This is a genomic window from Pediococcus sp. AC40, assembly GCF_030252485.1.
Taxonomy (GTDB): domain Bacteria; phylum Bacillota; class Bacilli; order Lactobacillales; family Lactobacillaceae; genus Pediococcus; species Pediococcus acidilactici.
Genome location: NZ_CP127012.1, coordinates 1,045,396 through 1,068,783, shown reverse-complemented (window position 1 = coordinate 1,068,783; position 23,388 = coordinate 1,045,396). Strand labels below are relative to the sequence as shown.

At 40.7% G+C, this 23,388-nt stretch carries 19 protein-coding genes and 1 riboswitch; of the genes, 15 read left to right on the top strand and 4 right to left on the bottom strand.

The features are described from left to right. The first annotated feature begins 18 nt into the window (after nt 1–18). The 3 genes from parC to NL111_RS05135 all read left to right on the top strand — a co-directional run bounded on the left by parC (nt 19) and on the right by NL111_RS05135 (nt 4,479). On the top strand, nt 19–2,472 hold the full coding sequence (gene parC, locus NL111_RS05145) for a DNA topoisomerase IV subunit A (RefSeq protein ID WP_002831680.1): 2,454 nt from the start codon (nt 19–21) through the stop codon (nt 2,470–2,472). Nucleotides 2,473–2,567: 95 nt separating this feature from the next. After that, nucleotides 2,568–3,554, top strand: a complete 987-nt coding sequence (locus NL111_RS05140; RefSeq protein WP_002831679.1) for a LysR family transcriptional regulator — start codon at nt 2,568–2,570, stop codon at nt 3,552–3,554. Further along, nucleotides 3,547–4,479 carry a manganese-dependent inorganic pyrophosphatase gene (locus tag NL111_RS05135; protein ID WP_005916961.1) on the top strand — a complete coding sequence of 311 codons (933 nt, stop codon included), beginning with the start codon at nt 3,547–3,549 and terminating at the stop codon, nt 4,477–4,479. Before NL111_RS05140 ends, NL111_RS05135 begins: the two co-directional genes overlap by 8 nt. 223 nt (nt 4,480–4,702) lie before the next feature. Here NL111_RS05135 and NL111_RS05130 read toward each other — a convergent pair whose 3' ends face one another. Then, nucleotides 4,703–5,503 carry a MerR family transcriptional regulator gene (locus NL111_RS05130; protein ID WP_119178901.1) on the bottom strand — a complete coding sequence of 267 codons (801 nt, stop codon included), beginning with the start codon at nt 5,501–5,503 and terminating at the stop codon, nt 4,703–4,705. A 95-nt stretch (nt 5,504–5,598) separates the two neighbouring features. On the opposite strand from NL111_RS05130, the gene NL111_RS05125 reads away from it, so the two are divergent. From NL111_RS05125 to msrA, 6 genes are all read left to right on the top strand, one after another. Further along, nucleotides 5,599–6,918, top strand: coding sequence for a replication-associated recombination protein A (locus tag NL111_RS05125; RefSeq protein ID WP_128737045.1), 1,320 nt, complete (start codon nt 5,599–5,601; stop codon nt 6,916–6,918). Between the two features lie 251 nt (nt 6,919–7,169). Beyond that, nucleotides 7,170–9,701, top strand: a complete 2,532-nt coding sequence (locus tag NL111_RS05120; protein ID WP_285109976.1) for an ATP-binding cassette domain-containing protein — start codon at nt 7,170–7,172, stop codon at nt 9,699–9,701. A 174-nt stretch (nt 9,702–9,875) separates the two neighbouring features. After that, nucleotides 9,876–11,168, top strand: a complete 1,293-nt coding sequence (locus NL111_RS05115; RefSeq protein WP_285109974.1) for a GntP family permease — start codon at nt 9,876–9,878, stop codon at nt 11,166–11,168. A 15-nt stretch (nt 11,169–11,183) separates the two neighbouring features. Continuing rightward, entirely contained in the window at nt 11,184–12,338 is a 1,155-nt protein-coding gene (locus NL111_RS05110; RefSeq protein WP_285109973.1) for a glycerate kinase family protein, read from the top strand. A 193-nt stretch (nt 12,339–12,531) separates the two neighbouring features. Continuing rightward, complete coding sequence (gene msrB, locus NL111_RS05105) at nt 12,532–12,984, top strand: peptide-methionine (R)-S-oxide reductase MsrB (RefSeq protein ID WP_002831667.1); 453 nt, start codon at nt 12,532–12,534, stop codon at nt 12,982–12,984. 3 nt (nt 12,985–12,987) lie between these two features. Continuing rightward, on the top strand, nt 12,988–13,503 hold the full coding sequence (gene msrA, locus NL111_RS05100; RefSeq protein WP_024862337.1) for a peptide-methionine (S)-S-oxide reductase MsrA: 516 nt from the start codon (nt 12,988–12,990) through the stop codon (nt 13,501–13,503). A gap of 62 nt (nt 13,504–13,565) precedes the next feature. Here msrA and yjeM read toward each other — a convergent pair whose 3' ends face one another. Beyond that, nucleotides 13,566–15,068: a glutamate/gamma-aminobutyrate family transporter YjeM gene (yjeM, locus tag NL111_RS05095; protein ID WP_002831664.1), complete on the bottom strand. Its 1,503-nt coding sequence runs from the start codon at nt 15,066–15,068 to the stop codon at nt 13,566–13,568. A 400-nt stretch (nt 15,069–15,468) separates the two neighbouring features. Here yjeM and folB point away from each other — a divergent pair, with 400 nt between their 5' ends. From folB to folP, 6 genes are read left to right on the top strand one after another with little or no spacing between them, the layout of a single operon-like run. Beyond that, nucleotides 15,469–15,834: a dihydroneopterin aldolase gene (gene folB, locus NL111_RS05090; RefSeq protein ID WP_080548161.1), complete on the top strand. Its 366-nt coding sequence runs from the start codon at nt 15,469–15,471 to the stop codon at nt 15,832–15,834. Then, nucleotides 15,827–16,336, top strand: coding sequence for a 2-amino-4-hydroxy-6-hydroxymethyldihydropteridine diphosphokinase (folK, locus tag NL111_RS05085; RefSeq protein WP_002831662.1), 510 nt, complete (start codon nt 15,827–15,829; stop codon nt 16,334–16,336). The genes folB and folK overlap by 8 nt, the downstream gene beginning before the upstream one ends. Continuing rightward, nucleotides 16,296–16,889, top strand: a complete 594-nt coding sequence (gene folE, locus NL111_RS05080; RefSeq protein ID WP_416277131.1) for a GTP cyclohydrolase I FolE — start codon at nt 16,296–16,298, stop codon at nt 16,887–16,889. The genes folK and folE overlap by 41 nt, the downstream gene beginning before the upstream one ends. Further along, a complete protein-coding gene (locus tag NL111_RS05075; RefSeq protein ID WP_285109971.1) occupies nt 16,882–18,186 on the top strand; it encodes a bifunctional folylpolyglutamate synthase/dihydrofolate synthase in 1,305 nt (434 codons plus the stop codon). The genes folE and NL111_RS05075 overlap by 8 nt, the downstream gene beginning before the upstream one ends. After that, nucleotides 18,167–18,763, top strand: a complete 597-nt coding sequence (locus NL111_RS05070; RefSeq protein ID WP_024862340.1) for a non-canonical purine NTP pyrophosphatase — start codon at nt 18,167–18,169, stop codon at nt 18,761–18,763. The genes NL111_RS05075 and NL111_RS05070 overlap by 20 nt, the downstream gene beginning before the upstream one ends. Before the next feature lie 11 nt (nt 18,764–18,774). Continuing rightward, nucleotides 18,775–19,905 (top strand): dihydropteroate synthase, encoded by a 1,131-nt coding sequence (folP, locus tag NL111_RS05065; RefSeq protein ID WP_285109970.1) that lies wholly within the window; start codon nt 18,775–18,777, stop codon nt 19,903–19,905. 688 nt (nt 19,906–20,593) lie between these two features. Here the strand turns inward: folP and NL111_RS05060 are convergent. Both NL111_RS05060 and NL111_RS05055 read right to left on the bottom strand, forming a co-directional pair. After that, nucleotides 20,594–21,163 carry an NAD(P)H-dependent oxidoreductase gene (locus NL111_RS05060; protein WP_024862342.1) on the bottom strand — a complete coding sequence of 190 codons (570 nt, stop codon included), beginning with the start codon at nt 21,161–21,163 and terminating at the stop codon, nt 20,594–20,596. A 336-nt stretch (nt 21,164–21,499) separates the two neighbouring features. Next, nucleotides 21,500–22,675 (bottom strand): multidrug effflux MFS transporter, encoded by a 1,176-nt coding sequence (locus NL111_RS05055; protein ID WP_285109969.1) that lies wholly within the window; start codon nt 22,673–22,675, stop codon nt 21,500–21,502. Nucleotides 22,676–23,100: 425 nt separating this feature from the next. Continuing rightward, nucleotides 23,101–23,272, top strand: a riboswitch (M-box (ykoK) riboswitch). The last annotated feature ends 116 nt before the right edge of the window (nt 23,273–23,388 follow it).

Here is a 23,388-nt window from a genome sequence, read left to right as displayed (position 1 = left end):
AGTAAAAGGGGAATCCGAATGGCTGATAATCAATCAAAAATTCAAGAATTAGCACTTGAAGATATTATGGGCGACCGTTTTGGACGGTATTCTAAATATATCATCCAAGAACGCGCGTTGCCTGACGTTCGCGATGGCTTAAAGCCCGTGCAACGACGCATCCTCTTTGCAATGAATAAAGATGGTAATACTCATGATAAAGCCTTTCGTAAATCGGCTAAATCAGTCGGTAACGTAATGGGTAATTTTCATCCGCATGGTGATAGTTCCATCTATGAAGCTTTAGTCCGCATGAGTCAAAACTGGAAACTGCGAGTGCCGTTAATTGAAATGCATGGTAACAATGGTTCGATTGACAATGATCCCCCAGCCGCAATGCGGTATACCGAGGCGCGGTTGAGCCAGGCAGCCGAAGAAATGCTGCAAGATATCGACAAAGAAACGGTCGACATGGTGCTAAATTTCGATGATACGGAGTACGAACCCACCGTTCTACCAGCGCGTTTCCCGAACCTCTTGGTGAATGGAGCAACGGGGATCTCTGCTGGTTACGCGACGGAAATTCCTCCACACAATATTGGGGAAGTAATTGACGCCGTTTTATATACCATCAAACATCCAGATCCTTCGTTAGAAAAATTGATGGAATTTGTTAAAGGTCCCGATTTTCCCACTGGTGGAATTGTCCAAGGACGTGACGGCTTAAAACAAGCTTATAAAACCGGTCGCGGCCGAGTGGTCGTCCGTTCTCGGACAGCCATTGAGCAATTGCGCGGTAGCAAACAGCAAATTCGAATTACGGAAATTCCTTACGAAGTTAATAAAGCGCAACTAGTTAAAAAAATTGATGAAATTCGGGTAATGAAAAAGATCGATGGAATTGCTGAAGTACGTGACGAATCCGACCGTGAAGGCCTATCAATCGCGATTGAATTAAAGAAGGACGTTGATGCCCAAGGGGTGCTCAACTATCTATTAAAGAACACCGACTTACAGGTTTCTTATAATTTCAACATGGTCGCAATCAATAAGTTACGTCCCGAACGAATGGGGCTTAAGCCAATCATTCAAGCTTACGTGGACTTCCAAAAAGAAGTAATCACTAAGCGAACGCAATTTAATTTGCAAAAGGCAGAGGCCCGTTTACACATCGTTGACGGCTTGATTAAGGCCCTTTCAATTCTGGATCAAGTGATCAAAACTATCCGGGGTAGTAAAGACAAAAAGGATGCTAAGCACAACTTGGTGGAACGGTTTGACTTTAGTGAAAAGCAAGCCGAATCAATCGTTTCCTTGCAACTTTATCGTTTGACTAATACCGACGTAACGGAGCTAAAGACGGAAGCTCAGCAATTAAACGAATCAATTGCCGAGTTTAACCAAATTCTTAACGATCCAGCTAAGTTATCACGGGTATTATCAGCAGAATTGCGAAAGGTTAAAAAGCAATATGCCACACCGCGCTTATCAGAAATTCAGGACGAAATTGAAGAAATTAAGATTGATCGCACGGTTACCGTACCGGAAGAACAAGTGATGGTGTTAGTTAGCCAAGCAGGTTATCTAAAACGCAGCAGCTTGCGTTCTTATAAAGCGTCTGCGGATGAAGATGGCCTTAAAGATGGCGACCAACCCGTTTTCAAACATGAATTGAGCACCTTAGATCATCTGTTGATGTTTACCAATAAAGGTAATTTGATTTACCGGCCGGTATATGAAATTACCGAAGCGCGTTGGAAAGATACTGGAGAACACGTTTCCCAGACAATTGGGCTAGCTGACGATGAAATTATCTTAAAGGCCTATGATGTCAAAAACTTTAAACAACCAATTAATTTCTTAATCGCGACGGACGATGGATACATTAAGCAAACTGCTTTGCAAGATTTGAAACCAGGGCGAACCTATCGTAAAAAAGCCATTACCTACGCTAAGTTGAAAAAGCAAGGTGCTAAGGTAGTTAACGTTGTGCAAGTAGATCCTAAAACTGCTCCAGCAACCATTCTATTAGCGAGTGAACACGGTTATGGTTTACGCTACGACTTAGTTGAAATTCCAACCGTAGGACCCCGGGCTGCCGGCGTTAAATCAATGGACTTGAGGGATGATCAGGTAGCTAACTTTGTGCTAGTTAACGATGAAGACCAGATTGGCTTAATAACTAACCGCGGTTCCTTCAAGCGGATGAAGGTTAGCGAAATTAGCGTAACGAGTCGAGCTCGGCGCGGAGTACAAATTTTGCGTGAACTTAAGAAAGAACCTCACCGGGTGGTTGATATTGCGGTAGTTAACGAACACCAAGCCTTTGAAGTTCTAACTTCCCGCGGCTTAGTTCATGACATTTTGCCGATGGAACATCCGTTAAATGAACGTTATTCCAACGGTAGTTTTGTGATCGATATTGACTCCGAGGGTAATCCGCTTTCAATGCGCTTGAAAACATTGGATCCAGCAGTCAACGAAGCGAAATAAAGCGATTACCCCTTGCTCTTTACAGGGAGTAATATTAAACTTAATTATAATGATTATTAGACGATTAAGCTTAATGAAACTCGAGGTGTACGAACATGCGGACTAAACAAGAAAAGATCTTTTCTTCAAAAGCGTTGACATATTTTTTGCAACTTTCAGATACGATGAACTATACGCAAGCTGCGCAAATTCTAGGGATTACGCAACCTGCGCTTACCCAGCAAATTAAAAAACTAGAGCACACCATTGGAGCGCCGCTATTTTATTCGGTAGGGAAAAAATTGCGGTTGACCGATGCCGGATACACAATGTTAAGTGCTAGTCATGAAATTAACCGTGTCTTGAATAATGCAACTGACGAAATTCAACAGTCGTCAAATGCAAGTCAAGGTGAAATTTCAATTGGAATTTTATCCTCGATTGAGACCCAAATTTTCGAAGACTTTATTGCGCACTATTACCAAAAGGAACCCGGAATTAAAATCATTGTCCACATGCTGACTAGAAAAGAAATTTGGGAAAATCTAGAAAATAATAAAGTGGATCTAGCAATTATGTATTTGCCAGATGACAGTATTAAAAACTGGAAACCATACCAGTCCCGCAAAATCACGAGTGAAAGCTTAGTTTTTATTCATCATGATGAAAAAATCGCTCGTCAAAAGCGGATTAAGTTGCAAAAAACAATCAACTACAATTGGGTAACTTACCCTGAAGAATTCTATTTAGATGGGGTAATCAAAGAGGCTTATAAAAATGCCTTAGTTAACCGCCCGCATAGCGTCGCTTGCTTTACCACTCCCGACCAGATTCGGCATTTTGTGAACGCGACCGACGTGGTAACCGCGTTGCCAGAATCATACGTAATGGCTCACCCACGTAAAAAGGGAGTCTTTACGGCTAAGTTGGACCCGGTAATTTCGTTTGATTTAGACTTTGTCTTTAGAAGAGATAAAGATAGCATTCCGAGAATCGAAAGCTTTTTGAATGAATTTGAGGCATACTTAGCCAAAAAAGGGTATACTGAAAGATTAGAAGAGATAACTAATAATAGATTAAAGGAGCATTCAGATAATGACTAAACAACTTATTTTTGGACATTCTAACCCTGATACAGATGCCATTGTTGCGGCAAAGGCATTTGCATATTACCAAACTCAAATGGGCGTAAAGGACGTTGAAGCCGTTGCATTAGGTAACCCTAATCCAGAAACGGAATACGTTTTAAATCACTTTAACGAACCAGCTCCTCGGGTGGTTGAAACCGTGGCTAACGAAGTGGACTCTGTAATGTTAGTAGACCACAACGAAAAGCAACAAAGTGCACAAGATGTAGACCAAGTTACGGTAACGGCCGTAGTTGATCACCACCGGATTGCCAACTTTGAAACTGCTCAACCACTATTCTATCGTGCTGAACCAGTAGGTTGCACAAGCACCATCTTAACCAAGATGTTTAAAGAAGCAGGGATTGAAATTCCAGCTAAGATTGCTGGACTAATGCTTTCAGCAATTATTTCCGATACGCTTTTACTTAAGTCACCAACCACTACGGATGACGACCGTAAGGCTGTAGAAACTTTAGCTAAGATTGCTGACGTTAACGTTGAAGAATACGGTTTGGCGATGCTAAAAGCAGGTACTGATTTATCAAGCAAGAGTGAACTTGAACTAGTTGATGGCGACGCAAAGAGCTTCGACATGGGCGGTAAGAAAGTTCGCATTGGCCAAGTAAACACCGTTGATTTGGACGATGTGTTCGCTCGTGAAGATGCCTTAGTTAAGACAATGGAAGACGAAAACCAAAAGAACGGTTACGACATGTTCTTACTATTGGCAACTAACATTTTGACAAGCGATTCTCGTCTATTAGTAGTTGGCGAACCTAAGGAAATGGTTGAAAAGGCCTTTGACGTTAAGTTAAGTGACCATAACACTGCCGACCTTCCTGGCGTTGTATCTCGGAAGAAGCAAGTGGTACCACCACTCATGAAGGCTTTTGAATAATCAGCGTTAAAAGCTAAGTAGTATATTTAACGAAAACAAAATTATCTCTAAGTTTGATATAGTTACCAGTTTTAAATTAAGTAAAAACAACCAATTAGCTTTTAGTGTTTACTTTAAAAAGCTCCTCAAGAATCCAATATTCTTGGGGAGCTTTTTTTCTTTTGACTACTATTTTTAGAGTGGCTTTATTAATTACTATCCCTTTACCAAGTTTTACATATGATTAATTTATAATTGAATACTCTAACCAGCCGTATTTTGAAGCACCGTTTTCTACTAAATCATCAGAAGCATTGATTTGCCAGAGATACTCGTTAGTTTTTAAATTATTTTGCGTACAAAAGATTTTTAGCTGGTTCAGTCCCTTATGAATTCCTTTAAGAGTATTTTCAACGCAAATTGAAACATACTTCCCCGAAGGCCGTTCAATCATCGGCATAACTGCGGAGCGCTTTGCTAAGTCGTTTTCCTTAATAATTCTGAAAGAAGCTTCATCGTATCCATTAGGATCCTTAAGCGATAAATTTGTTAAAAATCCAGATTTTCCAGTATTAACTACTGCCAAATCATCGAGCTCTTTATAAAATTTAGAAAACATTTCCGCAACTTCTTCTGCGGTACAACTGATCGATTGCGGAGAACACCAAAAAAATAATTGATTGTGTTCTTTAATAATTGGCTGGTATAAGTTTTCCAATTTCAAGCAGTTATTCTTTTCCAGACGTTTATTGATAATTTTCTTAATTTTAATTAATTCGCTTAATTTTTGATCAATTTGTTTTTGAGTAGCTAATAACTCACTAGTTGCTTCATTAGTGTTCTTTATTTTTTTAATCTTATCTAAAGGAATATCTAGACTGCGTAATCCTCGAATAAACATTAAATCATACAGCTGATCATACGTGTAATACCGGTAGCCTGTACTTGTCTTACGTGCTGGCTTGAAGACATCCTTTTCATCATAAAAAATTAGAGTTCGCCGAGTAGTATCAGCTAGCTTAGCCATTTCACTAATTTTTAACATACAAACACCTCTTGACTGTTACGTAACGTTATAGACTAGAATGTATTATAGCATTTATTTTTAGCGCTATATTCAGTAGAGGAGATGTTTGACGAATGCGACAAGGTTCACTTTTCGAAAACAAATTTAATAACACGCCCTTGGCTAACCGAGTACGTCCTAGTAATTTAGACGAATTTGTTGGTCAGGAGCATCTATTAGGCCCTGGTAAGATATTGCGTGAAATCATTGAAAATGATCAGCTCTCCTCGATGATTTTTTGGGGACCACCTGGGGTTGGCAAAACTACTTTAGCTCAAATTATTGCTAATAAAACTAACTCCAAATTTTTAACTTTTAGTGCAGTTGATAGTAGTATTAGTAAAATAAAAAAAATTATGCAACAAGCTGAATTAGACCGCGAAATCGGCCAGAAAACTTTGGTCTTTGTTGATGAAATTCATCGTTTTAATAAGTCTCAACAAGATGCCTTCCTGCCTTATGTGGAAAAAGGTAGCATTATTTTAATTGGCGCTACTACGGAAAATCCTTCTTTTGAAGTGAATTCCGCTTTATTATCCAGATGTAAAGTATTTGTTCTTAAACCTCTAGAACAAGGGGATCTTGTTAAATTAATTCAGAATGTGATCAGCAATTCCCAAGCTTTTGATAATCAAAAAATCAAAATTGAAGAAAATCAAATTAATGCCATTGCAAACTTTGCTGATGGCGATGCCCGAAAAGCGCTGAATATACTTGAAATGGCGGTCCTAAATGGAAAAAAACAAGGTGAGGCTATTACAATAACTAAGGACGATTTAGGCCAATTGATTAGTCGCAAGTTTGTTCTTTATGATAAAAACGGGGAAGAGCATTACAATATTATTTCCGCTCTGCATAAATCAATGCGCAATAGTGATGTTGACGCTGCAATTTACTGGCTCTCGCGAATGCTTGAAGGTGGTGAAGACCCTCTTTACATAGCTCGGAGACTAGTTCGTTTTGCAAGTGAGGACGTAGGATTAGCTGACCCTAACGCCCTAAACATTACCATTAACGTTTTTCAAGCTTGTCAATTTTTAGGAATGCCGGAATGTGACGTTCATTTGGTGGAAGCCGTTACTTATTTGTCACTAGCACCTAAATCTAATGCCGTTTACAAGGCTCGTTTAGCTGCTGCAAAGGATGTTAAAAAAACTGCCAACGACCCAGTTCCTCTACAATTAAGAAACGCACCTACTAAATTAATGAAAGATTTAGGATACGGAACCGGATATGAATTAGCACACAATGCCAAAGACAAACTAACCACCATGAAAACCATGCCGCCTTCAGTGGCTGGCAACGAATATTATATTCCGACGGAAGAAGGCAAGGAAGGTCGCTTTAAAGAGCGGTTAAAACAAATTAAAGATTGGCATCGGAGGCATGACTAATCCAATAGAAAAGTAAACAAGGAAACTCTACGACCTTGCTTGAAAATTAGTACTCGTAAAATAGTTCATATTTTTAATAAAAAATAACGTCGTTTTAAAAAGTATCACAAACACAATTTTAATTTATTATCTAATGAGAATAGAATTGCAGTTAGCAGGTTTCACGGAAAAATATTCAACTTTTCTTATTGCCTACAACTCCATGGCTATCTTAAAAATGTTGTTATTCGAAAGGAGATCCATAAGCAGTAATGGAAAATCAAGCAGTCTTACCAACCCAAATTAACGTTCGCGGAGGACGTGTCCATAATTTAAAAAATATTGACGTGGACATTCCTTTACACCAATTTGTTGCAATTTCGGGCCTTTCCGGATCCGGGAAGAGTTCGTTAGCCATGGGAATCCTTTATGAAGAAGGCTCTCGGCGATATTTGGAAGCCCTGTCGACCTACACAAGAAGACGGATTAAACTAGGCTCACAGGCGGACGTCACTAGCGTAGAACATATTCCATCCGCCTTGGCGCTTCGACAACGACCGAGCGTTCCGTCCGAAAGGGCCACGGTTGGGACGATGAGCGAGACCTTAAACGTAATTCGATTAATTTTTTCTCGTTTAGGTTCGCCCGTTTGCCCCAATGGTCACCGAGTAAAGCCCAGCTTAGCGATTGCTCAAGCAATGAGTGAAAGTGGTGATGCAATGGGTAGAATCACCTGTCCCGTTTGTGGAGTTGCCTTTTACGTCCCTAGTGCGGAGCAATTTTCCTTCAATAGTGACGGAGCTTGCGAGCGTTGTCAGGGGACTGGAAAAGTCCGGCAACTGGACGAAGATAAATTAATCGGTGATCCTAACCTTAGTGTTGCTGATGGTGCAGTCGCTTCCTGGCATCTTCCAGGAAGAAACTTTATGCCCAAGGTTGCCGAACAGGCCGGTGTGCGGATTAACGTGCCTTACAAAGAATTGACTGCTAAAGAAAAGGACTTTATCTTAAACGGTCCCCAGAAAAAATACCGGATGGACTTTCGTTCGGGAACCGGCCGGGTTTTCCATGATTTTAACGCTTTATACGAAAATGCGCATCAGGCCGTACTCGAATCAGCTAAAACGAGCAAAAGCGAACGGGCGCAGGCTCGGATAAGTCAATTTTTTAACTATTCGACTTGTCCCGTCTGTCACGGAAGCCGGTTGAAACCGGAATTAATGCAGCAGACGACCGGCGGAAAAAACATTGCCGAAGTTTCTGACCTTGCCTTAGGCGACTTAAACTCCTGGATGGAAAAGGTCCTCGCAGAACTTCCCGCGGACATGCAAAAGATGGCGGATAGTTTGTTTGCCGAATTTAGCCATAACTTACGTCCTTTACTCGATCTAGGTTTAGATTATCTAACCCTTTCAAGAAACGGTAATAGTCTTTCGACAGGGGAGTTACAACGAATCCAATTAGCACGAACTTTACGTACAAAGACTACGGGAGTCTTATACGTGTTGGATGAACCTTCCATTGGTTTGCATCCCGATAACGTCAGTGGTTTGCTAAAAGTCTTTCGGGAATTAGTTGATCAAGGAAATTCATTGGTGGTCGTCGACCATAATTTAGCCGTTATCCGCGCTGCTGATCAAATTATTGAAATTGGCCCTGGTTCTGGTCAGGAAGGCGGCTATATTTTGAATCAAGGCACTCCAGCAGAATTGGCCGAAGATCCCGATTCCTTGATTGGCCCTTACTTGAAGGGAACCGCAACGATTCACGTCCGGAAGATCAATAATCAGGACCCTGCTAAATTAATCGATTTTACCGTTAAAGACTACTACAATTTACAAAATGTGCGGGCTGAAATCCCCGTCAACCGGCTTACCACGGTTACCGGCTTTTCCGGTGCGGGGAAGACTAGTTTAATCCTAGATAGTTTAGTCCCAGCAATCACCGCGCAATCCCAAAAACGTAGTCTCCCTAAACAAGTAACGCAGCTAAAAACCCCGTTGAAAAAGGTAGTCAGCGTCAACGCCGAACCAATTGGCAAAAGTGTTCGATCAACGGTTGCCACGTATACTAATATCATGAACAATTTACGTAAACTATATGCTAGCCAACCTGCAGCAAAAAAACGAAAGTACACGGCAAGCTACTTCTCCTACAACAACAAGCAGGGCGCCTGCCCGACTTGTGGTGGGACGGGAAGCATTACTTTAGATATTCAGTTTTTACCAGACATGCAACAAGTCTGCCCAACTTGTCATGGAGAACGGTACAATCCTGAAATTCAGCAAATTAAATGGCACGGTTTGTCGATCGTGGACGTTTTAAACTTGGACGTAAAATCAGCGATTACCGTCTTTAAGGACGAACCCAAGATTCAACAAGACTTGCAAAACTTAATGGAAGTCGGATTGAGATACTTACATTTGGGTGAAAATACTCCTAGCTTATCGGGCGGGGAAGCGCAACGCTTAAAACTAGTGAAGCATCTTAATCAGCAACAAGCCAACACCCTATTTGTTTTTGACGAACCAACCATTGGATTGCATCCTTTAGACGTCCGCGTGCTTTTACAAGTCATGCAACGTTTGCTAGATCGACAGGCAACCATTATTGTGATTACCCACGATCTCGATTTAATGGTAAATGCGGATTACTTAATTGATTTAGGCCCTACTGGTGGTCAAAATGGTGGAAAGCTTGTTGCAACCGGTCAGCCTGGTGAATTAATTAAAGATCCTCAAAGTCTCACCACCCAATATCTGGCAAATTATTGGCGCCGTTTTAAGAACACAGCAAAAGATTAATAATTATTACGTGGTTCTTTGCTACCAATGCTCACTGAAGGGTGAGGATCTGGTAACGGAGAGCCTTTTTACATATTTGCTAAGTTAAGCGCTTACTTTTGAAAAGGAGGTTATTTTACTTTGTGATTAGCTGTATAATGTTATGTGAATTGATTGACAAGAAAGGAGTATTTCATGCATTTATTACCATGGTGGGCAGCGCTAGTGGGGTTAGCCGTTGCCATTATCCTTATTCTCAAGAAATTAAACCCCGTTTATTCGTTAATGTTGGGGGCAATTTTAGGTTGTTTGCTAGGTGGAGCAGGACTTAGCCAAACCATTAACGTCCTCATTCAAGGCTCGCAAAGCGTTATGGGAACTGTGTTACGGGTAATTGCAGCCGGAATGCTTGCCGGGGTGATGATGGAATCCGGCGCAGCGGATGTGATCGCTAAGACCATTGTTAACAAACTGGGGGATCAGTTAGCGCTATTTAGTTTAGCATTAGCGACAATGGTAATTACGGGAGTGGGAGTCTTTATCCCAGTTGCCGTCTTAATCGTTGCGCCGATTGCGCTTGAAGTTGGCCAACGCATGCATATTTCAAAATTGGCGCTCTTAGTTGCCCTTTCCGGAGGCGGCAAAGCCGGAAACATTATTTCACCAAATCCCAATTCGATTGCTACAGCAAAAGGGTTTGGCGTTAATCTAAGTCAGATCATGATTGCAGACTTTATTCCCAGTGTCGTTGGTTTAATTGTGGCAGTTGTAGTGGCATCCTTTTTGAAGCATCGTGGGAGTGCAGTCTTAGATACGGATATTGCAAATCTAACTAAGCCTAAGCAACCTACGGAGTTGCCATCATTGGCCACAGCCTTGGTAACCCCGATTTTAGCGATTGTTTTGTTGCTACTAAATCCGTTAAGTTCACTTTTACATATTCACGGTTTAACTAATTTAAATTTGGATGCCACCTACGTGCTTCCCTTTGCTGCCGTAGTTGGGACGTTAGCAATGCGAAAGGGACGACAATTAAAGGCTTACGCTCAATCTGGAATTGCCCGAATGACCGATGTAGTCATGATTTTAATCGGGGCAGGAATGATTGGCGCGTTAATTACCACGTCTAGTTTGCCAAATAAAATTATTGAATTAATCAAAATCAGCCACGTTTCTGGAGTCTTCTTGGCGCCGTTAGCTGGAATCTTAATGGCGGCGGCAACTGCTTCAACGTCGACGGGGGTTATCTTAGCCACGGGTTCCTTTAGTAAGGCCATCTTAGGTTTTGGGGTAAGTCCGTTAGGCGCTGCTGCGATGGTACATACTGGGGCGACGGTAATTGATCACTTGCCACACGGGAATTATTTTCACGTTACAGCCAATGCCATGCATATGGAAATTAAGGAACGTTCTCGTTCAATTATCTATGAAACCTTGGTCGGATTGTCAATGACCATCGTTGCAACCGTAATGTATGGATTCTTTTAATAAAGGAGTAGAATAATGAAATTTGTGATTGCACCAGATTCATTTAAAAATGGAATGACAGCTAAACAAGCCGCTAACGCCATTAAAACGGGACTTAAAAGAATTTTTCCGGAAGCGACTTATACACTCGTTCCCATGGCAGACGGTGGTGAAGGAACCGTACAATCTTTAGTTGACGCCACTAAGGGACGGCTGTTGACTGCTGAAGTTACCGGTCCACTTGGTAAGCCCGTAAACGCTACTTATGGAATTTTAGGTGACCAGTATACCGGCGTGATTGAAATGTCGCAAGCCAGTGGAATCCAATACGTTACGAAAACCACTCGGAATCCATTAAAAGCAACTACTTTCGGGACGGGCGAACTGATTTTAAAGGCACTTGATCAAGGAGTTGATCGGTTAATCATTGGCATCGGTGGCAGTGCCACTAACGATGGCGGTGCCGGAATGGCCCAAGCTCTTGGAGCAGAGTTGCTAGACGATAGTGGTCAAGCTATTCAACTAGGCGGGGGCAATTTAAATCAACTTAAGCAAATTAGGGTTACCCAAATCGATCCCCGAATCAAAAAAACGGAAATTATCATCGCCTCAGACGTCACCAATCCCTTAATTGGTAAACAAGGCGCATCGGCGGTTTTTGGTCCCCAAAAGGGCGCGACTCCCGAGATGGTTCAACTTCTGGATCAAAACCTTACTCATTATGCAAAAGTCTTACAGCGCGATTTAGGGCTTGATTTAGCTAATCGCCCTGGTGCTGGTGCGGCAGGCGGTTTAGGTGCCGGGCTAGTAGCATTTACTAACGCAACCATGAAAAAAGGGATCGACATCGTAATCGAATACAGTGGATTAAAAAATAAGGCGCAAAATGCGGACTACGTATTTACCGGAGAAGGGGGAATCGATTTTCAAACTAAGTATGGCAAAACTCCCTATGGGGTGGCACTAACCACTAAGGCAGTTGCTCCAGATGCGCCGGTGATTGTAATTGCTGGTAACGTCGGCAAGGGAATTGATGAATTATACGCAGATAACGCAATTGACGCAATTTTTACGAGCGTATCCGGAGTTAAGTCGCTACGCGAAGCTTTGGCAACTGGTCCTCATGATGTTGCCCAAGTTGCGGAGAATATCGCTCGGTTAATTAAGAAAGGAATTGGTTCGGTCAAATAAGAACCCTTTTGTCCCATAAATTTACGGGCAAGCCAATTATTTGCTTTTGAAAATATTCAGCTTATAATGTAGCCACAACGATCGAAGATCTAATTCTATTTTAATCTTCCAATTGTATATTTAGGGGGTTAATTAAACAAAATTACCCATAAATATGTATTTATATTCATTTTAGTGGTTAGGAGTGCTGCAAATGGAGAACAAAAAACTTTCTAAAGCTGAGCTAAAAGAAAAGCTTAGTCCTGAAGAATATGCGGTGACGCAAGAAGCGGCTACAGAACGTCCCTTTAGCGGGAAATATGATAACTTCTATGAAAAAGGAGTTTACGTTGACGTAGTCAGTGGAGAACCATTATTTAGCTCTACCGCTAAATATGACGCTCACTGTGGATGGCCAGCCTTTAGCCAACCAATTGACCCTCAGTTAGTTTCCGAACACCGGGACCAATCCTGGGGAATGGAACGTGTGGAAGTGCGCAGCAAACAAGCTGACTCCCATTTAGGACACGTGTTTTTGGATGGTCCACAAGAAGCTGGAGGCGTGCGTTATTGTATTAATTCGGCAGCGCTGAAGTTCATCCCGTACGATGAATTGGAAGAGCATCACCTCGGCTATTTGAAAAAAATCTTTGATAAAGAAGGGTAACTTATGACATCAACAGCTATTTTTGCGGGCGGATGTTTCTGGTGTATGGTCGAACCATTTGAAACGCAGCCTGGAATCTTAAACGTCGTTTCTGGTTATACTGGGGGACATGTACCAAATCCCACTTATGAACAGGTAGCTTCGCACACCACCGGCCATACTGAAGCGGTCCAGATCACTTTTGATCCTGAAATTATTTCTTATCGGGAGTTAGTAGAAATATATTGGCAACAAACGGACCCTACAGACGCGATGGGGCAATTCCAAGACCGAGGGGACAGCTATCGACCGGTAATTTACGTTAACAGCGAAGAACAGCGCCAGGATGCGTTGGCTTCCCGTAAAGCACTCGCGGAATCAGGTAGATTTGACGAACCAATCGTCACTACCATTGAGGATGCCCAACCGTTTTATCCGGCGGAAGAAGAACACCAGCAATTTTATAAAAAGAATCCGCGGAGATACCAAATTGAAGAGGCTGGCGGGCGAAGTCAGTTTAAACAAACCCATTGGCAATAAAAAGGCGCAAATAAAAAAATCGTAAGTCCAAGCACATGCTTGAAACTTACGATTTTTATTTATTAAATATTTTTATTCTTTTCACGTCTAACTAAGAATGCCCAAGCAATTAAACCGAAGAATAACGGTCCTGCCACGGTCCATAATCCGGTGAACAAATCTCCGGAAATGAACGGTGAGATTGCGGTAAAGACAATTCCGACGCCGACGGTAATTAACACTACCGTAACGATGGTTAGCATCCAAGGCCGACTACGGTAAACTTCAAATGGCCGATCAAGGTCTTTTTTAGCCTTGAAGAATGGAAATGCCCCTACTAAGAAGATGTATGGCAAAGTAGTTGAAACGTTACTCATGGAAGTCAACACGTTGTAGAAGAAAGTGGCTTCTTTGTGAGTAATTGAAGCTAAAATAGAAATTCCAGCGATAAATACGCTAACTACGATTGCTTGTAACCACATTGAGTTAGCAGGCATGCCGTTTTTGTTTAGTTCGGTCATTTTCTTTGGCCACAATTCTTTAGGTGAACCTAAGATGAATGATTTTAATGGTGAGTAACTTAAAACGAAGAAGGAACCAACGTAAGCTAACAGCATTCCTAAACCAGAGAATCTTGAGAAGGCCGTTCCTAACGCAACTGCAGCTGAACTACTCAAGCCCATTGCTTTACCCAACTCTAATCCTAAGTTCTGCATCATTACGTACGTGATATTACCTAAGTTAGCTTTTTGTTCCAAAATTACGGTGTGCCAGTTTGCTGAAACTCCCCAGAGGAAGATCGCAAATGAGTAACCTACCGCGATTACGATTCCACCGATCATAACCCCTTTAGGGAAGGTCTTTTCAGGCTTATCTAAACTATCAGTGATTCCCCCCATGGATTCCAAACCGCCGTAAGCGAAGATCGCGTAAATTACGAAGGAAATCATCGCGATGGGGTTTTGGAATTGGGCACTTGGCGAAGTTGCAAAATCACTTAAATGATTGATTGGTTGAGCCAAGTGACCGTGGTTAGCGATTAAAATGAACACACTAGCTAATAGTAAGATTACGTTCATTGCCATTACGGCTAAACCACCTAATGAGGAAACCTTTGCCAAAGTATTAATTCCTCGAGAAGCGGCCCAAGTTACAAATACTACCCATAGAATGGCGAGTAATCCAATCGTCATGGTTGAATTCATTCCAAATAGTGACCAGCTACCAGTAGTATCGTGCCCAGAAATGATGGTTGCCAAGGTAATCCAAATCTTTTGTGCGATCATTACCATCCAAATAATCCATGAAGCCAACCACATAAATGTGGCGATGAAGGCCCATTTTTCACCGATGGATTGTTCCAACCAGGAGTAAAGCCCCCCCTTAGCTTCCTTAAAGGTTGCCCCGTATTCCGCAAACATTAAGCCAGCGGGAATAAAGAATAAAATTGCACCTAAAATATACCAAAAAATTGCTCCGTAACCCATTTGCTGGAAAGCAGTAGGGGTATTACCAAAACCAAAGATGGTGGTAAATATCATCAAAACTAAAGCGCCGAGCGATAGTTTTTTCTTTTGTTCACCCATATTGAATATCTTCTCCTAACTTTTCCTTTTATGAATAAAAATAAATTAAATATGAGTATAATTGTAGCAGAAAAAAAAGTCAATAGAATGTATGTAATTAAATTTTAATCTTTTATGAACTAAAATCTAATTTTAGGGATAATTTTTTTAATTCAAACGATTAAACTCTCCTTTAATTCTCCGAGTTGACATATTTTGTGGCTCCCAAAAAGGATTTTACGACTTAATCATAAAAGAGACCTCGCGTTTAGCATTAATTCAATTTTTAAATTAACCTATCAACGGGCCGTTACCAAAGCTTCCATTGTTTAACATATTTTTTACTGATGCAGCATAGTTTTTAGGGAATATTTTTAATGGTATTATTATAACTATTAACGAGGATTGGATGTGAGTTTCGTTGGGAAAGATTAGAATTAACAACATGCAGTTTTATACTTACAACGGTGTTTTACCGGAAGAAAAGAAGCTAGGGCAAAAAATCGAAATTGATGCCGAGCTAACTTATCCAATTGAAGAACGAGTTAAACATGACGATTTAACCGAAACGGTTAGTTATTCGGCCGTTTATAAAACGGTTGAAGAATTTGTTTTAACTCATAACTATGACTTGATCGAAAGCGTTGCCAATCACCTATTAGAATTGATTTTACGTGAGTATCCAAGTCTTCAAGCCGTGCGGTTGAAAATTAGAAAATACAGCGTCCCGATTAACGGACATTTTGATAACGTAGAAATAGAAGTGAGTGGTCAACAGAATGGTTAATACGGCTTATTTAAGCATTGGCAGTAATATAGGGGATCGTAAAAAGAATTTAGAATTAGCAATTGAGAAGTTAAATCAGGTGGCTCAAGTTAGCCGACTTTCCCATATTTATGAAACTGAACCGGTGGGTGGCGTCAAACAGGATGATTTTCTTAATATGGCGATTCAAGTTAAGACTTCGAAGAGTGCTTATGAGCTATTAGATGATTTGCACGCGATTGAGAAAGCTTTAAAACGTAAACGAATCATCCACTGGGGTCCGAGGACGATTGATTTAGACATCTTATTTTTTAATAACGACCATGTGTCTTCTCCGGAATTAACGCTTCCCCATCCGGAGATTCCAAATCGGCGTTTTGTTTTAATTCCGATGTTGGAAGTCAGTCAGGACGATCCTAAACTTCATCAAGCAATCCAAGCTTTACTTGATGCAACTTCGGACAAAAATATGGTCAGAATATATGATTCAGGAAGTGAAAACATTGAACCTACCCAAAATTGAAAAAGCAGTCAGTGATTTATTAGAAGGCATTGGGGAAGACCCCCAACGAGAAGGTTTGGTGGAAACGCCTAAAAGAGTGGCGAAAGCTTATGCAGAATTTTTTGCGGGGCTAAACCACCAAGCGACCGATTTTACCGATTATAAGATCTTTCACGTAGACGAAGAGCCTGAAATGGTTTTAGTTCAAAAGATTCCGTTTTATTCGGTATGCGAGCACCATCTATTACCATTTTTTGGTAACGTCAACGTCGCTTATGTCCCTAAGGATGGCAAAGTCATTGGGATTAGCAAAATCCCCCGGTTGGTTGACTTTGTTGTTAAACGGCCCGGAATGCAAGAAAAAGTAACTACCCAAATTAGCACCGAATTAGCTAACATCTTAGATCCTCAAGGGGTCGCAGTTACCGTGTCAGCACGGCATTTATGTATGGAAATGCGTGGTATTAATCAATCGAACTTATTTACCTATACTTCAAAAATGACCGGGGTTTTTAAAACGGATCAAGCTTTAAGGGCTAACTTTTTCCAGCAGGTCGGACAACAAAATGCCTAAAACAGCTTACGAAGAATTAATTCGAAAATTAAACCATAACATGCTGGTTAGTCACCAAGATCGCATTCCATTACTAAAAACAGTCCTCGCAGCCTTAGGACATCCTGATTTAAATTATCGAATCATCCACTTAGCGGGGACCAACGGGAAAGGTTCTACAGGCGCTATGCTTGCAAAAAGTCTCGAAAACGCGGGCTACCGGGTGGGCCATTTTTCCAGCCCGGCAATGATTGACCAGCGCGAACAAATTCAAATTAACGGCTCGATGATTGAAAAAGAAGCTTTTGTGGCTTTATACGAAAAAATCGCACAAAAACTTCCCCAAACTATCACACCGGCAAGTATTTCAATCTTCGAATGGTTTACGTTGATTATGTTGGAATATTTTGCTGAAAATGGCGTAGAGTGGGCAATTATCGAAGCAGGACTCGGTGGCGAAAATGACGCAACCAACATTATTGAACATCCCGCAGCGGTCGTTTTCACCCACATTGATTACGACCATGTACAAATTTTAGGTGATACCTTAGAACAAATTGCGCAAAATAAGGCGGGAATTATCAAAAAAGATGCAACCGTCTTTATCGCCCCCAAACAAACGCAGCAGGTGCGGACAATCCTTGAAAAAAAGGCGGTTCAAAAACGGGCCACTTCGGTAATTCAAGCAGTTCCGGGAACAATCCAAGTGATTAAGCGCTCGATAACTGGGTTCAAAGTTAGTCTGCATGCCAAGACCACTAACATTGCAGCGACGCCGTTTAAATTGCTGGGCGATTACCAAATTGATAATTTAACGACCATGGTAACAGTTTACGAATGGCTGTTTAATCAGCAAGTGATTAACGATTGGCAACCACTAATAGAAATGATGCAGCACATTCAGATTCCGGGTAGATTTCAAGTTTTGCAACGGGATCCGTTGGTTATTTTAGACGGGGCTCATAACGTGGACGGTACTCAAGCCCTGATTAAGGGATTGTCCAATTTGAACGCCAATCACAAATTATTTTTTATTTTAGGGTTCTTAAAAGACAAAGATTATTCAGGAATGTTGCACTTGTATGCTAAAGCGGCCGATCGGATTTTTGCGGTTCAACCAGACAATCCATCCCGAGCACTACGTCCGACAACGATTCAGACCGTGTTAGGCAATAAAGTCGTGGGTAGTTATCGTGACCTATATACCGCTTTGCAACAGGCTTTAACATTAGCTGATGCAGATACGACCATTGTAGTTACCGGTTCATTTTATTTGATCAAGGAGCTGGAGGTACCGAATGTTTCCAATGCCAACTAACTTTATAATTGCTTCCAATAATAGAAATAAAACTAGGGAACTGATTCAGATTTTTGAATGGTTTGGGCAGCAGTCAATTTCGTACCAGTCTTTGCTAGGGCGAGTTGATTTTCCTAAGGAAGGTACCACAAGTTATTCCGAAAATGCGCTTACCAAGGCCAACTGGATTGCTCAAAAACTTCCGGGAAAGTGGATCGTGGCTGACGATACTGGGATGATGTTAAAAGCATGCCCTCAAAGTTTAGGAATCACTACTTCGCGAGATTTACACATGGACCAAACTACGGATTCGGCGTTGAACCAAGAAATTTTAAAGATGGTCGCCAATCAAAGTAGGGAAGTAACCATGCAGTCTACTTTGGTGGCGGTAAACCAACCTCACGTCCTTAAAGCAACCGGTAAATTTGTTGGGCAAATTAGTGCCGAGCCCCGCGGAAACAATGGGAAAAGTTTTGATCTAATATTGGAAGTCCCGGGAAAAAACGCTACGCTAGCGGAACTGCCTAACGATGAAAAAATACCGCTATTGCATCGGACAAAGGCGGTTCAGAATTTATTGGACAGCTACTTTATATAAAGGAATCAGTTATGGAAATCTACGAACGGCATTTACAATTTAGCAGTCAATTGGAAAATAAAATATGGGATGACCTGCTTAACCGGCAGCGTTACTTAGCGTTAAAGGTAATTGCTGATGACGATGCGAAGTTAAGGTTGTTAGCCAAACTATTAGACCAGATGGATTTAATTCATACAGTGGAGGGGCTAAAAGTAGACTTACTTTTACCACGGGTTAACTTAGCCCTTTTTAAGGAAAAATTGACGGAAATTTTTAATGATCCGAGTTTAGACCAACAAATGAACAATCTAAATCAAAAGTACCGGGTGCTGTGGCAAGCTGGTCGCTTTGAATTTAACCTTACTGAACGTCCCGTAATCTATGGGATTTTAAATGTTACTCCCGATTCTTTTTACGATGGCGGCTGGTATCAAAGTGAAACCGCAATCTTAAAACGGGTCTCTGAAATGGTTGGCGCCGGAGTAGACGTTATCGAAGTTGGTGGCCAAACTACTCGGCCAGGCTTTGTAGAAATTCCCCCGGAAGAAGAGCTCAAACGAGTTACCCAAGTACTCGACCTAATTCAAAAGAACTTTAGTCAAGTGGCGGTAGCGATTGATACTTATAAATACGCGGTAATGGAACGGGTGATCGATTATGTCGATATCATTAATGACGTCAACGCCTTTACCGATGACCAACGAAAGCTGGCACTGATGCGTAATTCTAATGTTGGACTGCTAACGATGCACAGTGCGCGTAATAAAGATTACGATAACCTTACGGCAGAAATGAAGACATTCTTTGAAGAAAATATTGCCACGCTAGTTCAAAACGGAATTAATATTAATCGAATTGCGTTAGATCAGGGGATTGGTTACGCGAAAAAAGCGGATGGCTATCAAGACTACGCGATGATGAAAAATATCGACCAGTTTAATTACCTAAACCGGCCCATGATGATTGCCATTTCGAGAAAAGGGTTTGGGGCTAAATTATTCGGGTTACCAAAAGAAGACCGGCTCCCGGTAACGCTGGTGGCTGAGGCATATATGTATCTGCATGGTGGCCGGATTTTACGAGTCCACGACATTGCCGAAACGGTTCAACTAGCTAAAATGTTGGACGTCATCCAAAATGGGTATTGGTTTGGTAGTTAGCTTTAACCACACTAAATGATGAGTAATTGGATAAAAATCTTAAAAAGCTATTTCGGTGAGGGTGAGACAAAAGTTAGTTTGTTTCGCGCTCTTTTTTATTTAATAAAACTGGGAACTACTGGCATACACCCATTAAAAAGTAGAAGGAAATGTGATCAGCCGAGACAAAATGATATAATCGGATACGTAATTAAGTAGGGGATCTGCAACCCCCGAAAAATTGCCGCCGTTTGAGTTTTTATATGGCACCCTTCAAAAAAATCCAGAGGCGTGGAGGTGTCAGATATGAATAACTTGAAAGGGATTGTTAATGGCGTGGGCGCTTGCTTTCTACGTGGTATGCCGGGGCATTTTGCTTCTGGCTAAAGCTTACGAGATAATAAAAAAAGCTAATCACATTAAGTAATTAGCTCGCACATTAAAACCCATCGGCGTGGCAAGGGAGGCACCCCTTGCCTTTTCTATTATGATATCATCAATCAAAATAAAATCAAGCAAAGGGAGCGTGAGTTAAATGCCAGGTATCATTACCGGAGCTTTAATATTTTTAGGGCTATCTTATTTAGTATTTTTTGGCGCTCAGGTGTATTTTAAAGTTAAAACTGGTCACTGGAATAGGTAAGCATCGTTATAAATAGTAAAAAACAACCCTAGTCATTAATTCTAATGGCCAGGGCTGTTTTTATATTTAAACAATTATTTTTTCTAAAAACGCAGTGTGTTCTTCTGGAGATGCAGTTTCCACGTTTCCGAAATGCAGCCAGCTAACTTTATCAGGCGTAATCCCAACGGATCCTAAGGTGCCGTTAATAAACAGTCCTTGAATTGGATCACCGCTAGCTTTTAAAATGTCCTTAGTCATGGAAGCCGTAGTAATGACGGTTACTTTCTTAATATTGGTTAAGAGCCCTGTCCAAGTGCCTTGTTCGTCGACTTGGTAAGCAAATTTTTTCAACATCACTTTGTCAAAGAAGCCCTTTAAAATTCCTGGCAAGTAGAACCACCAAATTGGAAAGATGAAAACCAATTCTGAAGAATCTTTGATCATTTTTTGATACTCTTTAACCTTTAGATAAGGAGTATCTCCGGCATTGAACATGCTCAGTTCTTCAGCGGAAAAAGTAGGGTTAAATTGATCCTTATACAAATCGATTACTTGGTAATCTTCATGCTTTTGGCCAAATTTCTTTTTTACACTTTCAAGAATTGCGTGATTAAAACTGCCTTCCCAGGGATGTACGTAAATGATAGTTTTCATAAAATGTCGCCTTCCTTTTTATTTATATCCTAAGTGTATCCTTTGAAAGCGTTTTATTCAATAGAGGGTATTGTTTTTATTTTATGTTCTAAATGTCAACTAGGCATTCTTTGTATAAAGCTTAGAATTCAAAAATCATCTACCGTATCTAATCTAATATAAAAAGACCATCCCCGAACAATATCCAAAATTATAAGCCGTAAAAAAGGTAACTTAGGAGCACACAAGGTACTTACTAATTAATCCATTTACTTAATAATTTGTATATCTTCAGTTGATGGTCTTTCATTAACCAAATTAATAGCTAATCATTATTGTTTTTAAATGAATCAGGCTTTACTGTTTATTAAAACTAAGCCAATAAACCAGGGACATGATCCCAACTACTATAAAAATATAAATTGGTAAGATGCCGACCCAGCCAGTGTGGAACACGCTAATTAGATAGGTTAGAAAACTAATCACTAGGTAATAAGCAAAGCTAAAAATTCCACTAGCCACTCCAATAATTTTTTCATAACCTACTAAAGCAAGGCTTAAGGAAAGGGGGAGTACAGTATATAAACCTAAGAAAACAATAAAGGTACCAGTAATAAATCCGATTACTGAATCTTGTAAAACCGTTAGAAACATAAATAGTCCGCCAAATAAAGAAAAAATTAAACCTAATTTAATAATCTTAGTGGGCGACCAGATTAAGACTAACTTGTTAACCATTATGGCACCAATGATGCTGGATAAGGCAATTATAATACCTATGATTCCATACTGGACTGGTGAGAAACGAAAATGATCAATAAAAATAAACGGAGCTTCCGCGTAGAAACTAAATAAAATTCCGTTAATTCCACTGATCAATAAACCATAGGCCAGTACATTATGGTCTGTAAAAAGACGCCGAACTACCGCAATCAGAGAAATTTCGGGCCCTTTAATACCAATTGCCGGATTGGTTTCTGGCAACCGCGCCCCGGTATAAATTATCAATGAAACTGCAATAGCAATTAGCACACCAAAAACGCTGCGATAGCCAAAGTAAGTTTGGGCGTATCCACCAAGCAGGGGACCAATCGCAGGGGAGAGGGCCAAGGCCGCACCTACGTTAGCGAAAACCTTAGCTCCCTTACTTCCCGAGAAACTTTCTCGCATGATTGTCTGGGTCACTACCGATCCCACGCTAGCTCCGAAAGATTGGATCAATCTAAAGAAAATCATGACTATAAAATTAGGCGCAAAAAATAGTCCGACGTTGCCGACAAGGTAGACTAATAAGCCCTCTAACATCGCAGGTTTGCGGCCCTTGACATCTGAACGCTTCCCCCAAAATAATACCCCCGCTGCAAAAGCAACAAAGTAAGTGCTCATTACTAATTGACCAGTCCGATCGGCTACATTTAAATTAGCACTCAAGGCAGGGAGGACGGGAGTGAAGATGGATTCACTAATTTGCGGGAAACCCACTAATGCGATAATAATCATTAAAGATGGAACTTGTTTTTGGACGTTTTTCATTTTTATACTTCCTTTATTTAATATTTTTTAAGAAAAACGTCCTAATTTAATTACTGTCACACATGAGATAAAGTCTTTATATTCGATTATTTAAACCTTCTTTCTACACTTATCTTCCCATTTTGCATATCTTTACTAGGGTAACAATTAATTATTTTACATGCAACAGTCGCCCATTACCGTGAGCGAACCTCTTGAAGAATAACTTTATAAATACTAAAAAGCATAATCAAAAAAGTGTTTTTTTAGTCACTCTTTTTATATAATTTAGTCGGGATTTAGCTGGGGAGGCCCCCTTTCCCAAAATCGTTACTATTAACCGTCAAGAAAAAATTATAAATAATTAGTTAAGTGTTTGGTTTGCGTTAGTTTTATTTGTAAATATAAAGTATGATGAAACCATAACAGGGTACTCTGTTTTAATTGAATACATTTGTTAGGTGAGGCTCCTATACAAACATAGGCTGCTGCCCAAAAATGTCGAGAGACACTAATGGGTAGAACAGGAATTGTCGAATTCAAGGCTTTTCTTAAGGTAGCTAAAATTGGAAAATTTTTACGTTGTATAGTGCTAAAGCTCAACGAATAGATCAGCGTTTACTTACTATAAACTAAATGCGGCTTTTTGCTGAGCTTCGGGGCAAAAAGTCGTTTTTTATTTGCCCTGAAGTCTCCACCTCAACAACTTTTATAGGTTTTTAAGGAGGGAGAAA